14 protein-coding genes are annotated in these 14,018 nt (G+C 49.5%); 13 read left to right on the top strand and 1 reads right to left on the bottom strand.

The window, feature by feature from the left end:
• Positions 1-5: 5 nt before the first annotated feature.
• Positions 6-2,579, top strand: a complete 2,574-nt coding sequence (gene gyrA / locus JI741_RS26950) for a DNA gyrase subunit A (RefSeq protein WP_202014915.1) — start codon at positions 6-8, stop codon at positions 2,577-2,579.
• A 14-nt stretch (positions 2,580-2,593) separates the two neighbouring features.
• A complete protein-coding gene (locus tag JI741_RS26945; protein WP_202014913.1) occupies positions 2,594-3,778 on the top strand; it encodes a tetratricopeptide repeat protein in 1,185 nt (394 codons plus the stop codon).
• Positions 3,779-3,836: 58 nt separating this feature from the next.
• On the opposite strand, the gene JI741_RS26940 is transcribed toward JI741_RS26945, so the two are convergent.
• Positions 3,837-4,886 carry a ferredoxin--NADP reductase gene (locus JI741_RS26940; RefSeq protein WP_202014910.1) on the bottom strand — a complete coding sequence of 350 codons (1,050 nt, stop codon included), beginning with the start codon at positions 4,884-4,886 and terminating at the stop codon, positions 3,837-3,839.
• Between the two features lie 184 nt (positions 4,887-5,070).
• On the opposite strand from JI741_RS26940, the gene JI741_RS26935 reads away from it, so the two are divergent.
• From JI741_RS26935 to JI741_RS26885, 11 genes are all read left to right on the top strand, one after another.
• Positions 5,071-5,418 carry a hypothetical protein gene (locus JI741_RS26935; protein WP_202014908.1) on the top strand — a complete coding sequence of 116 codons (348 nt, stop codon included), beginning with the start codon at positions 5,071-5,073 and terminating at the stop codon, positions 5,416-5,418.
• A 104-nt stretch (positions 5,419-5,522) separates the two neighbouring features.
• Complete coding sequence (locus tag JI741_RS26930) at positions 5,523-6,167, top strand: DedA family protein (RefSeq protein WP_202014907.1); 645 nt, start codon at positions 5,523-5,525, stop codon at positions 6,165-6,167.
• A gap of 185 nt (positions 6,168-6,352) precedes the next feature.
• The gene (locus JI741_RS26925; RefSeq protein WP_202014905.1) at positions 6,353-7,162 is read left to right on the top strand and encodes a MotA/TolQ/ExbB proton channel family protein; all 810 of its coding nucleotides are present in this window, start codon (positions 6,353-6,355) and stop codon (positions 7,160-7,162) included.
• 5 nt (positions 7,163-7,167) lie between these two features.
• Positions 7,168-7,776, top strand: coding sequence for an ExbD/TolR family protein (locus tag JI741_RS26920; protein WP_202014903.1), 609 nt, complete (start codon positions 7,168-7,170; stop codon positions 7,774-7,776).
• A 7-nt stretch (positions 7,777-7,783) separates the two neighbouring features.
• Positions 7,784-8,296, top strand: a complete 513-nt coding sequence (locus JI741_RS26915) for an ExbD/TolR family protein (protein WP_202014901.1) — start codon at positions 7,784-7,786, stop codon at positions 8,294-8,296.
• The gene (locus tag JI741_RS26910; protein WP_202014899.1) at positions 8,293-9,099 is read left to right on the top strand and encodes an energy transducer TonB; all 807 of its coding nucleotides are present in this window, start codon (positions 8,293-8,295) and stop codon (positions 9,097-9,099) included. Before JI741_RS26915 ends, JI741_RS26910 begins: the two co-directional genes overlap by 4 nt.
• A gap of 243 nt (positions 9,100-9,342) precedes the next feature.
• Positions 9,343-10,275 (top strand): PstS family phosphate ABC transporter substrate-binding protein, encoded by a 933-nt coding sequence (locus JI741_RS26905; RefSeq protein WP_202014897.1) that lies wholly within the window; start codon positions 9,343-9,345, stop codon positions 10,273-10,275.
• 10 nt (positions 10,276-10,285) lie between these two features.
• The gene (locus tag JI741_RS26900; RefSeq protein ID WP_202014895.1) at positions 10,286-11,899 is read left to right on the top strand and encodes a tetratricopeptide repeat protein; all 1,614 of its coding nucleotides are present in this window, start codon (positions 10,286-10,288) and stop codon (positions 11,897-11,899) included.
• 675 nt (positions 11,900-12,574) lie between these two features.
• Positions 12,575-12,946, top strand: a complete 372-nt coding sequence (locus JI741_RS26895; protein WP_202014893.1) for an NADH-quinone oxidoreductase subunit A — start codon at positions 12,575-12,577, stop codon at positions 12,944-12,946.
• A 10-nt stretch (positions 12,947-12,956) separates the two neighbouring features.
• A complete protein-coding gene (locus JI741_RS26890; RefSeq protein WP_202014891.1) occupies positions 12,957-13,511 on the top strand; it encodes an NADH-quinone oxidoreductase subunit B in 555 nt (184 codons plus the stop codon).
• A gap of 1 nt (position 13,512) precedes the next feature.
• Positions 13,513-14,013 carry an NADH-quinone oxidoreductase subunit C gene (locus JI741_RS26885; RefSeq protein WP_202014888.1) on the top strand — a complete coding sequence of 167 codons (501 nt, stop codon included), beginning with the start codon at positions 13,513-13,515 and terminating at the stop codon, positions 14,011-14,013.
• Positions 14,014-14,018 lie beyond the last annotated feature (5 nt).

Genomic DNA, 14,018 nt, shown 5'->3' with positions numbered 1-14,018 from the left:
TTTACATGGCAGAAGATAGTGGAGGCCTACCCCCAGCAAGGCAAAGTATAATTCCCATCAACATTGAAGATGAAATGCGCGGTGCGTACATCGACTATTCGATGTCCGTAATCATTTCACGCGCATTGCCCGACGTTCGCGACGGCCTCAAGCCGGTGCACAGACGCGTGCTCTACGGGATGCAGGAATTGGGTGTGAACTACAACAAGCCCTATAAAAAATCCGCCAGAATCGTGGGCGAGGTTTTGGGTAAGTATCACCCCCACGGCGATTCGTCCGTGTACGACACCATGGTGCGTATGGCACAAGACTGGTCCCTGCGCTACACGCTGGTAGACGGTCAGGGAAACTTCGGTTCTATCGACGGCGACTTTCCAGCCGCCATGCGCTACACCGAAGCCCGCCTCAAACGCATTGCAGAAGAATTGCTGGCCGACATCAACAAAGAAACGGTTGACTTCCAGCCCAACTTCGACGACTCGCTCACGGAGCCCACAGTGCTTCCCGGCAAGATCCCCAACCTGCTCATCAACGGCTCTTCCGGAATTGCCGTGGGCATGGCCACCAACATGGCACCCCACAACCTCACCGAAGTCATCAACGGCATCGTTGCCTACATTGACAACAATGAGATTACCATTCCGGAACTGATGCAGCACATCACAGCCCCCGACTTCCCCACCGGCGCAATCATCTATGGTCACTCCGGCATTCAGGAAGCGTTCATGACCGGCCGGGGGCGCATCGTGGTGCGTTCGAAAGCCGAAATCGTGACCTCGCCCACCGGCAAGGACCAGATTGTGGTGACGGAAATTCCCTACATGGTGAACAAAGCCATGATGATCGAAAAAACCGCCGCCCTCATCAACGAGAAAAAAATCGAAGGCATCTCCGACATCCGCGACGAATCGGATCGCGAAGGCTACCGTGTGGTCTATGACCTGAAGCGCGACGCCATCCCCAACATCGTTCTCAACAACCTTTTCAAATACACACAGCTTCAGTCGGCCTTCAGTGTCAACAACGTGGCCCTGGTGAAAGGCCGGCCCGTAACGCTGAACCTGAAAGACCTCATCAAATATTTCGTAGAGCACCGTCACGAAGTGGTGGTTCGCCGCACGAAATACGAACTGGCCGAAGCCGAAAAGAGAGCACACATCCTGGAAGGTTATCTCATCGCCCTCGACAACCTGGACGAAGTGATCTCCCTCATACGCAACTCTAAAGATCCGGAAACGGCACGCGAAGGATTGATGACGCGTTTTGGTCTCACCGAGATCCAATCCAAAGCCATTCTCGACATGCGCCTGCAGCGCCTTACTGGCCTGGAGCGTGACAAGATTCAGGAAGAATACAAAGAAGTGAAAGCACTCATCGACCGCCTCAACGAAATTCTGGCGAGCGAAGCCCTGCGCATGCAAATCATCAAAGACGAGCTTGCCGAATTGAAAGATCGCTATGGCGACGCGCGCAGAACCGAAGTGGTGGCCAATGAAGACGACATCTCGTATGAGGACATGATCCCCAACGAAGAAATGCTCATCACCATTTCCAATCAGGGCTACATCAAACGCACTTCCCTGTCCGAATTCCGTACGCAGGGTAGGGGGGGCGTTGGATCACGCGGTGCCGCCACCAAAGAAGACGACTTCACCGAGCACATGTTTGTGGCCCAGGCCCACAACTACCTGCTCATTTTCACCGACCAGGGCAAAGTATACTGGAAGAGAGTTTACGAAATTCCCGAGGGAACAAAAACGTCGAAAGGCCGGGCTGTGCAAAACCTGATCAACATCGAGCCCGGCGACACCGTGCGGGCGGTGATCAACGTGAAAAACCTCACAGACGAAGAATACATCAACAACAACTTCGTGATCTTGTGCACGGAGAACGGAACCATCAAGAAGACGTCGCTCGAAGCCTACTCACGTCCCCGTCAGGGCGGCATCACGGCCATCTCCATACACGAAGGCGACCGGTTGTTGAATGCTTCCATGACCAATGGAAAAAATCACATCATCATAGCCAAAAGCGAAGGCAAGGCGGTTCACTTTAACGAAAACGACGTGCGCCCCATGGGCCGGACGGCAGCCGGTGTTCGCGCCGTCACGCTCGAGTCGGAAACCGACAAAGTGATCGGCATGGTGTGCATCAGCCGCGAAGACGCCAACCTGCTGGTGGTTTCTGAAAACGGCTACGGCAAGCGTTCGCTCATCGACGACTACCGCATCACCAAACGGGGCGGCAAGGGCGTGAAGACGCTCAACATCACAGACAAAACTGGCAAGCTTGTTGCCATCAAGGAAGTGGGAGATGATGATGAACTGATGATCATCAACCGTTCGGGCATAACCATCCGCATCAAAGTGGGCGAACTCCGTGTCATGGGGCGCGCTACACAGGGCGTAAGGCTTATCAAACTGAACGATGATGACCGCATCTCGTCCGTTGAAAAAATTCAGAAGATCGAAAAGATCGAAGATGAAGTGAAGGAAGCCGGACTTGACACGCCGCCCGACACCGACATCAAGCCTGAAGACGGCGCAGCATTACCCCCGGATTTAAATCAAGAACCATAAACCCTACAGTTAACATGATGAAAAGAATAGCACTCTTACTGTTAATGGTGGTCACCGTTTCCGCGTATGCACAAAAGGCGGTGAAACCCAACCTTAACAAAGCGTTGAGCCTCTACAAAGAGGGCAAGCTGGATGAAGCCAAAACGATGATCGACCTGGCAACTACCTACGAAAAAACCACGAACGATGCCAAGACCTACTATTATAAAGGTCTGATCTACGCTGCCATCGACACCACATCAAACGAAACCTACAAGGCATTGGCCCCCGATGCATTTCAGACAGCCCTCGACGCTTTCAAAAAAGGCGATGATATGAACACCGGCAAAGAGCACTTTGTGCAGGAAGCCAGCGGTCTGCCCGTAACCAAAACACAGCAAATTGCCGTGTGGGCAAACGGATACCTCAACAAAGGTGCAACCCTCTATCAGGAAGAAGACCTGGAAGGTGCTTTGAAGAACTTTGAAAAAGTGCAACTCATCACCCCCAAAGACACCACAGCCTATTTCTATGCAGGCTTCGTGTCGAACGGCCTGGAGAACTGGGACAAAGCTGAAAGCAACTTCAAGAAATATATGGAGTTGGGTGGAAAATCGCCCGATGCCTACTCGGTGTTGGTGAACATCAACAGCGGTCCTAAAGAAAACAAAGAAGAAGCGTTGAAACTGGTTCGCGAGGCGAAAGCAAAATTCCCTAAAAACACAGACTTCCCCAAAGTGGAGATCGGGTTGCTCATCGACTTGAAACGCATCGATGAAGCAAAATCAGGATTGGAATCGGCCGTGAAGAAGGAACCCAACAACAAGATCCTTCACTTCTATTTGGGCTACGCCAACCAGAACCTGAACAACAATGCCGAAGCAAAGAAAAACTACGAAGAAGCACTCCGCATCGATCCGAAGTATTTCGAAGCATCGTTCTACCTGGCCAAATTGATGTATACCGACGCAGCAAACCTGAAGAAAGAAATGTCGAGCCTCGGCATCTCGCAAGCCGATCGCAAGAAGAAAGTGGAGATCGACAAAGTGTTGGTAGAGAAACTGAAAGTGGCATTGCCCTATTGGGAAAACACCGAAAAGCTGAACCCCAGCGATCAGGAAGTTTTGGATGTGCTCTACTCGATCTATCGCGACCTCGGTCTGGAAGATCAAAGCAAGCGCATTGAAAAACGCTACAAAGAACTCGGCCTCGAAAACTAAGCGGCCAAAAGAAAATAGAAGAGAGGCTGGTAGCGATACCAGCCTCTCTTTTTTTGCTTTAGTGAAGCGAAGGAAAATCAAGCACCACATCGTCGGTTCCGTAGGGATAGCCCACGCACGTGAGCACCCGGCCCGACGCCAGTTCTTTATCGAGCAGCACTTCATTATAGGAGAGCCACACTTTTCCCTGCAGGCAGGTGGCCGAACATGTGCCGCACTTGCCGGCCTCACAACTGTAGGGCAACACGACGCCCGCGCGCTTGGCCGTTTCCAAAATAGTGAGAGGATATTGAACCGTTAGCGCATGCGTGTGCCCGGCGTAGTGAAGCGTTACGCGGTGGGGCAACTGATCGGGAGGAAGTTCTTTCACAACGGGTTTAACGGTGCTGAAAATTTCCTTTCGGATTTGTGCTTGCGGAACACCCTCTGTCAGCAGCGTGATCGAAATCATCTGCATGTAGTCGTGTGGGCCACAGAGGTAAAACAGAGCCTTGTCTTTTTCGGCGCCCAGTGTTTTGTCGAGATAATGCTGAAGCATCAGTTTGCTGATCCTCGCCTTCATCAGATCTTTCGCCACACTGAACAGGTAGAGGACGTGAAAATTTGGAAATGTTTTTTCGAGTGTTTTCAGTGCGGTGTAGAATATCGCACGGTCCTCCGAGCGATTGCTGTATACCAAATAGACATGAAGTGTTGGGTGATCGTGCAAAAGCGTTTTGATAAGCGGCAACATCGGCGTAATGCCACTGCCGGCCGCCATAAAAAAATAGTGTGAGTGTCCTTCAATGTGCTCGGGCAATAAGAAGAACCCCGAGGCGCCAATGGTCAGCAGGGTGTCGCCCACGGCGCAATGATCGAACAGAAAACGGGAGTATTCGCCGTTGTCGATGCGCTTCACCGTGATGGTGAGCGGCTCACCCCAATGTGGGTGCGATGAAATAGAGTACGAGCGTCGTTCTTCTTTGCCCGGCTTGAGAAACACCAGGGTGAGAAACTGTCCCGGCTGATAGGCGAGGGGCGAGTCGTGGTGCAACACAAACGACTTGGTGTCGGGTGTTTCGAGACGGATTTCAGCAATGGTGACGGCGATATAGGGCGATTCGTTCATGTGTTATTTTATGCTAACGGTAGGCAAGATAAATCGCGGATGGCATATCTTTTCGCAGCTTTTTAATCAAACGATTCCATAATGGAACATCCCGAATAGGGAATATTTTCATTGGAATTTCACTTTTGCTGGAAAATTTTAATTTACATTTGCGAGCTTTCGCAATGGTCTGGAACAAATTGAAATGAACATAACGTTCACGAAAATCAGGAGAATATCAGGAGTGGTTTTTGAGGCCCTGCTCATCACGTGCATCATGGGCTGCTTGCGATCGACTCCCAGGACCGGTTTTTCCAAGACAGAATATTCCCTTACGGTTGGCGCACTTTCCTCGAAAACGCTCGTGATGCATCAGGCTGCTGACTCCGGTGTGAGGATCGTTTCCTTCAGCCGTGGTTCCATCAGTGTGGGGGATGTTTTTGCCCAAAGTGTTGAACTTTTCAACATCTCTTTCTACCGCAATGCCGCACTTTTCATCAATGCTTTTCAGCGCAACATATTCTATGTGCTCATCACGGCTAACGCTCCTTAGGCATGGGCATTCTTTTTTCTGATAGTTCTTTATCAGAAAGTTTCAAAATAGCTTTTTATTACACGATATTACGCTTTCATATCATTTGAATATGAACCCCTAACATGCTTGGAGCTGCACTATCATTCAGAGATTTATTGAACCCCGAAACGATCATCCAATACGGAGGGCTTGTCCTTCTGATCGGGATCATCTTCGCGGAAACCGGGCTGTTCTTTGGTTTTTTCCTCCCCGGAGATTCGTTGTTGTTTGCAGCGGGCTTATTGTGCGAATCAAAATACTTGAGCACACCTGTGGGCATTTTAATTCCATTGCTTATTTTGGCGGCCATCCTGGGGTCGACGGTCGGTTATGGCATCGGCCGATGGGCAAAGAACTACCTCGAACATCGCAAAGAAAACTTCTTCTATAAGAAGAAATACATTGATATGACGGAGACGTTCTACCAGCGACACGGCATGATGGCGTTCGTGTTGGGTAGATTTCTTCCTATTGTCAGAACCTTTGTTCCGATCCTGGCCGGCATGGCCCGCATCGATTTCAAAAAGTTCTGGATCTATAATTTACTCGGCGCCACAGCGTGGATCGTCTCCATGGTTTTGGCGGGATACTTGTTAGGGAACGCTTTTCCGGGACTTATTGATCACCTCGAGATCATCGTCGTGGTCATGATTCTCGTTTCAACGATCCCCGTGATCACAACGTTTCTCCGGAGCCAGCGGAAAGTGTTGAAAGAGAAAGTGAAATAGCTGGATCCATGCGTACCCTTGATGAGATGAAAAAGAATTTTTAAAAAACAGAAAAATAAATAGACGGTGCCTGTGACTTTTGAGGGTGCCTGAGATTATAGACTTGTCTTTGTTACCGGGCAAGTCTAAGAATTGAACCTTGTTTCTTTACTTAAACTTTAATAAAACTTGTAAACCTTTAACTTATGAAAACTCAGAATTCCTCCAATTCCTTAGCTGACAGCGTAAAATCCGGATTTGCCGCGGTTATAATCCCTGTAGAACTTGCCCTGGCGTATCTGTTTTATTTCTTTGTGCTGGGTGCTGAAGAAAACTTCGACGCCAGCCATCACCCCGTAAACTATTTGGGTACCGTTCACGAAGGTGGTCCCGCCATCGTACCCATCCTGATTTCTCTTTTGATGATGACCGTTACGTTTGCCATTGAACGTCTGTTCACCATTGCTAAAGCAAAAGGAAAAGGCAGCGTTCGCTCTTTTGTTCAGAAGATCAGAACACTCCTCGCTTCGGGTAACATCGCACAAGCCATCGCAGAATGCGACAAACAAAAAGGATCGGTTGCCAACGTGGTAAAAGCCGGCCTTTCGAAATACAATGCCTTGTTGGGCGACAACACACTGGATGCTGAGCAAAAAGTATTGCTGATCCAGAAAGACATCGAAGAAACAACACAACTTGAAATGCCCATGTTGGAGAAGAACCTCGTTATCATCGCCACCATCGCTTCGATCGCAACCCTGATGGGTCTGTTGGGAACGGTATTGGGTATGATCAACGCCTTCTCGGCCATGGCACAAGCCGGTGCTCCTGATGCGGTGAAACTGGCAAGCGGTATCTCTGAAGCCCTTATCAACACAGCGTTGGGTATCGGTACTTCCGCGGTAGCCATCGTGTTCTACAACTACTTCACTTCCGCTATTGATGCATTGACTTACGGTATTGATGAAACGAGCTACAGCATCGTTCAAAACTTTACGGCAAAATCTAAAGGTTAATTTTTATGGGAAAAGTAAAAGTACATAGGAGTTCTCCGTCGCTCGACATGACGCCTATGGTTGACTTGGCTTTCTTGTTGGTAACGTTCTTCATGCTCACTACAAAGTTTGCACCTGAAGAGCCGGTGTCGGTAGACATGCCGTCTTCGGTATCGGTTATCAAACTTCCGGAAGTCGATATCTTGACCATATCCATCTCCAAAGATGGCGTTGTCTTCTTCAACATGGACGGAAAATACAACCGTCAGGAACTGTTGGGGAAAATGGGCACGGAGTATAACATCCCTTTTTCGGATGAAGAAAAAGAACGATTCTCTGTACTTCCCAGCTTCGGTCTTGACATCAGAAACCTGAAAGAGTTTCTGGCGCTCGGCCCAGACGAACGGAAGAAGGTGAAGCAAAACGGAATCCCCACCGACTCCCTCAACAATCAGCTGGCGAAGTGGGTAGTATTCTCACGTACCACAAACCCCAAGCTTCGTATCGCCATCAAAGGCGACCGCGATTCAAACTACCCGGTAGTGGAAGACGTGATCAACACACTGATCGATAACCGCGTAACACGGTTCAATCTGATCACGAACATGGAAAAAGGTCCAGCACAACTTAATTGATAAAACTATGTCAGAAGTAAGTCAGCAAGGTGGTGGTGGTAGTAAGGACGGCAAAGTAAGAAGTAAGAAATCGTCAACGAAAATTGACATGACACCCATGGTGGATCTTGCTTTCTTGTTGCTCACGTTCTTCATGCTCACCACGACCTTCAATAAACCACAGACGATGGAGATCACCATGCCGGACAAACCGAAGCCTGATGATGTTCAGCCCGAAGTGAACGAGAAACGGGTACTCACCCTTATTTTGGGTGAGGGAGATAAGATCTATTGGTACAAAGGGATCACCGATCCTAAATTAGAAGTAACCAATTTTTCTGCAGATGGCATTCGTAAAGTGTTGTTGACACAGAACGCTCAAACCAAGGATATGATCATCCTGATCAAAGCACTGGAGAAATCCAAGTACAAGAACATGGTGGATATCCTGGACGAGATGAACATCACTGACATGAAGCGATACGCCATTGTGAAAGTGACGGATACGGATAAGGAATTAGTAAAAGAATTGAACTTATGAAAGCAGAACAATTAACCGTTCAGTCCCAGTGGGAAGACATGGTGTTCGAGAACCGGAACAAGGAATACGGTGCGTATTTCATCCGGAAGTCATACTCGAAACACGTGATCTTTGCATTGATCGCGATGCTCTTCGTGTTGGGCTTCGTGCTGGCATACCCCACCATTTCCGAATGGATAAAGGGGCAGCAAGAGGTTGAAGCTCCGGTGCTGAAAACCACGAAATACACTGACTTGGCGGCACCTCCGCCAATCCAGGAAAACACACCTCCTCCTCCGAAGTTGGACATTCCCCCTCCGGTGAAGACCATCATTAAATTCCTTCCTCCGAAAGTAACGGAGAAAGAAGTTCAGGAAGAGGAAGAAATGCCTACGATCGACGAGATCAAGGAGAATGACACAGGAGCAGAAACTGTGGAAGGCACAGGCGAAGTGGTGTTCGATGAACCCGTAGCCGAAGTGACCAAGCCCGCAGTAGAAGAAGATGTGATCTTCACCGTAGTAGAACAACCCGCAGAATTCGAAGGTGGTCTCCAGGCCATGTCGAAATTCGTGGGCAAGAACCTGAAATATCCCGCTGTGGCTCGCCGCATGGGCATTGAAGGATCGGTGTTCGTGAGCTTCGTGGTAGACAAAGCTGGTAACATCAGCGATGTGCAGGTAATCAAAGGTGTGAGCGCCGAGTGCGACAAAGAAGCTGCACGTGTGGTTTCGATCATGCCTCCCTGGAAGCCTGGTAAACAAAACGGTAAGGCTGTAAAGTCACGTTTTGTGTTGCCTATCAAATTCAAATTGTCAACGTAGTATCATGAGACCCAGAACTGATGGTTACAAACCGGCTGCGCCGTTCGAGATGATTATGAAATATCTCGGGTTGGCCATGGCAGTAGTGTATGTTGTCATTGGGGTGGCGATAGTTTGGCGGGCGGATGAAATGTTCAGGCTCCCGTCAAACTATTCGTTACCATTGGGATGTCTCCTGATCATATACGGACTGTTCAGAGGATACGGCGTGTACCGTAAATACTTCAAATAATTGCAAACGAAATGAGGAACGCTGTCTATGCCGTATTAATCTTGGCGTTCGTCGGTGCCTGCACAAGGAGTAGCAAAAGAGAGTACATCGAAGATACCCCCACAGCCGGTCACATCAAGATCGCAGTGGACGAATCGTTGAAGCCTCTCATGGAAGCGGAAATCGACGCCTTCGAAGGCTTGTATAAAAATGCGCACGTCGATGCCATCTATACCTCCGAAGACGAAGCCATTGCCCTGGTGCTGAAAGACACGGCCCGCATAGCCATTGTTACCCGGAAAATCAGAAAAGAAGAACAAACCGTTCTCGATACCCAAAAGATTGTTCCCAACGAAGTGAAGTTTGCCAAAGATGGCATTGCACTCATTTTGCACAAGAACAATGTCGACACCGTACTACAACTGAGCCAGTTGAAAGAAATTCTGGAAGGTAAAATCACCGACTGGAAGCAAATCAATAAAAAAGCGGCATCTGCTAAAATAGAGGTGGTCTTCGATCACCCCAATTCCGGCATTATACGCTATTTGCGCGATTCGCTGGGTGACTTCGGAAACCTGCCCGCCAATTGCTTTGCCGTCAACTCCAACGAAGCTGTGGTTGACTACGTGTCGAAAAAGAAAAATGCCATTGGCTTGATCGGTGTGGGCTGGATCAGCGACAACGACGATTCTACCTCCAATCGCTTCATGCAACAGATAAAAGTTGCGGGGATCACCCGCAGCAGCGAGGCCTACGAACCATTCCAGGCCTACATAGCACAAAAACTTTACCCCCTTTCACGAGATATTTTTATGGTGAGCCGCGAAACGAAGCCAAGACTTGGCAGCGGATTTGTAGCGTTTGTAGCAAGCGAAAAAGGACAGCGGATTGTTCTAAAACTCGGCCTCGTGCCAACAACCATGCCCATTCGCATTGTAGAAGTAAATCGTGAACCTATTCATTAATTCAGAAAGTATGAAAAAGAGATTTGAAATTGTAGATAGCGTTAACCTTAAACAATTCCTACTGGGCCTGGTCATGCTGGTGTCTGTGGCGGCTTCGGCGCAACAAGACCCTGAGGTGACAAAGGCGTTGCGACTCATTGAATTGGACAAACCGTCGCAAGCCATTTCCACACTGGAAAAGGCCATCGCAGCGAACCCCGCGCCAGCACCCCTGTATTATTACCTCGGCTATGCCCAGATTAAAAACGGCGAACGCGAAAAGGCAAAAGCCACGTTCACCAAAGGCATTGCTGCCGACGAAAAACAAGCCTTGAACTATGTAGGCAAAGGCCTCATTGCGCTCCAGGAAAAACAAGCCACCGATGCCAAAGCCCTTTTCGATAAAGCGCTTGCCCTCACCAAGTCGAAAGACGTGACGGTGCTCCAGGCTGTTGCCGAAGCTTACCTCGGCAGCAATCAGACTGCAAAGGACGCCATGCCCTTGCTTGAAAAAGCAAAGAAGCTTGACGAAAAGAATGCGATGACCGAAGTGCTCCTTGGCGACGCATTTCTTGGTGTGAACAACGGTGGTGCTGCGGTGAGTGCCTACGAGCGCGCAGCCAAACTGGACCCTAAAATCGCATTGCCCCACTACAAAATCGGGTTGGTATACCTCCGTTCGCAAAACGTGCCGGTAGCCGAAGAAGCTTTTAACAAAGCAATCTCGATCGACCCCGAGTACACCCTCGCCTACAAAGAGCTTGGCGAATTGTACTACCTGGCGAAAGACGGTGCTAAAGCGGTGAAAAACTATGAAGTGTATATGGCGCACAGCGAGAAAGCTGAACAAAACAGAACCCGCTATGCATTCTTCATCTTCATGTCGAAGGACTATGCCCGTGCAAACAAGGAATTCGCGACCATCGTGGCCAAGCCCGATGTTCCTCCGATCGCGCTGAAGTATTATGCTGCCTCGCTGTTCGAATCGGGCAACCTGGAAGAAAGCCAGAAGGCCTTCGATAGATATTTCTCGGTACAAAACGAGAAAGCCGAAGCCTCGGAGTTTGCCTACTATGGCAAACTGTTGTTGAAAACAGGCAAGGATTCATTGGCTGTGGTAAACTTCCAGAAGAGTCTTGAGATCGAAAAGAACCAACCCGAAATTCGCGAGTTGGCGGCTGAGACCCTGTTCAAACTGAAGCGCTACAATGACGCCATACCACAATACAGAGCGTTGATTCCGCTGCGTTCGAAGCCATCGCCTAAGGATTATTTTAACCTGGGTCGTGCCTTCTATCTGACGGAACAATACGCACCTGCCGATTCGGCGTTCACAAAGCTTATTGAGATCCAGCCCAATCTGCCGGCCAGCTACCTGTGGGATGCCCGCGCCAAAGCAGGTCTTGATCCCGAGTCGGAAGCAGGCGTGGCAAAGCCAGTATATGAGCAGCTGATCGAAAAGTCATTGGCGACACCCGAGAAATCGAATAAGAAGGATCTGATGGAAGCCTATTCTTACCTGGGCTATTACTACTTCCTGAAGTCGGACCGCAAGCAGTCGAAATTGAACTGGGAGAAGGTGTTGGCCATCGATCCCAACGATGTGAAGGCGCTTGAGGCTATCAAGGCCCTTCAGCAACAATAAGAATTGAAACAGGATTTCCTCGAGGGGTGAAGCTCCTTGAGGGAATTTTCTGTTCAGCACTCAAGAAAGACAAGTAAAGATTTGGCCGGGGAGCCAGCAGGGCAACAACGTGCATCCATGCGTTAAAGTTAAAGGTTGCGCATGACCCATTAGCATCGTTGCCCTGCCCTGGCCATTTTGTTTTAAGAGTTGCAAGTATATCAAATCTGATCGGTTTAATGTATACCGGTCACGACCAAAATTCACCGAAAGAGGCCCCCAAAGGGCCTTTTTTCATTTCCAGGCCACCATTTGCCCCAAGACGCGGGGGGCCAAACGGTCACCCCATCCATACCTTCCGCTCCATTCATATCTTGACCAAGGTTGGCTTTCAGCCAACCTTCCCTTCCGGCACCACCCAGTCCAAATCCATTTCACCTTTTCACAACACACCTCCGCCTCACCATCAAGTCAACGCTAACTTCTTCCATCACAACAGCACACATCAACACTCCATCTGGCCCCTCACGCGACCGCTTGTCAACACCGTTATTTCGGGCTAAATTAGAATGATTCTTAACTCAAAAGAGATGTCCGACATCAAACGTATGCGTAAGAAATGAGTAGCATTTTTTATGTTTCTGATGCATTATAACAGTTAAGAAAGCAATACTTTTACCACGAAATTGAAACCTTATGGAAGATTCCGGTCTGATTCAATACGCACCGATAGCCATCATGTTTGTGGTTGCCCTCGGCTTCGTGGGAACAACCATGGTGGCCACACACTTGCTTGGCCCCAAGCGCAAAACCAAGATCAAACAGGATGCCTTTGAGTGCGGTATCGAGCCCGTTGGCAACGCCCGTGTTCCCTTCAACATCAAATATTTCCTCGTGGCCATTCTCTTTGTTTTGTTCGACGTGGAGGTGATCTTTATGTACCCCTGGGCAGTGAACTTCAAAGGACTGGGAATGACAGGTTTCATTGAAATGGTTTTGTTCATCAGCACGCTGTTGCTGGGATTTTATTATATCATCAAGAAAGGCGCCCTCAAGTGGGAGGATTGACATAACGCACATGGAAGCAACAACAACAAAAGTGAAGATGGTGGAGCGGCCCGACGGGCTGGAAGGCACGGGTTTCTTTGCCACGAGCCTGGAGAAGGTGGTGGGCATGGCCCGAAAGAATTCCATCTGGCCGTTGCCGTTCGCCACGTCGTGCTGTGGCATCGAGTTCATGGCCACCATGGGTGCGCACTATGACCTGGCCCGCTTCGGATCGGAGCGTTTGAGCTTCTCGCCACGCCAGGCCGACCTGCTGATGGTGATGGGAACCATTGCCAAGAAGATGGGCCCCGTGCTGCGCCAGGTCTATGAACAGATGGCTGAACCCCGTTGGGTGCTTTCGGTAGGAGCATGTGCTTCCAGCGGTGGCATATTCGATACCTATAGCGTGTTGCAAGGCATTGACCGCATCATTCCCGTTGACGTATATGTGCCCGGTTGCCCCCCGCGCCCCGAACAGATCATTGACGGTGTGATGAAGATCCAATACCTCGTGGAAAACGAATCGCTTCGCCGCAGAGACTCTGCCGAATACAAAGCCATGTTGAACCAATACGGAATTGAATAGCATGGAAGGAACAGCCCTCGAAAAAAACATCGCCGTACTGAACGAAAAATTTGAAGGGGAGATACTTCATTCAGCCATGCTGTATGATTTTCCGACCATCACCCTCAAGAAGGACAAGATCATCGAGATCATCAAATACCTGAAAGACCACACCGACACCAAATACCATTACCTCACCACCTTGTGTGGCATTCACTATCCGGAGCTCAACCAGATCGCGATCATGTATCAGCTTCACAACATGATGAGTGGGGAGCGTGTTCGGTTGAAGATTTATTTGCCGGCCGAGAACCCGCAGGTGCCCACGCTCACCAGTGTGCATGCATCGGCCAACTGGATGGAACGCGAGACGTTTGATTTTTTTGGTGTGATCTTCACCGGCCACCCCAACCTGAAGCGCATCCTCAATGTGGAAGACATGATCGTGTTCCCGCTGCGCAAGGAAATTCCGCTGGAAGACCAGGTGCGGGTAGATAAGAACGACACTATGTTTGGACGATAAAATCC

Origin of the sequence: Chryseolinea lacunae (assembly GCF_016735595.1) — a bacterium.
Lineage (GTDB): Bacteria > Bacteroidota > Bacteroidia > Cytophagales > Cyclobacteriaceae > Chryseolinea > Chryseolinea lacunae.
This window is presented reverse-complemented; position numbering and strand designations above follow the sequence as displayed.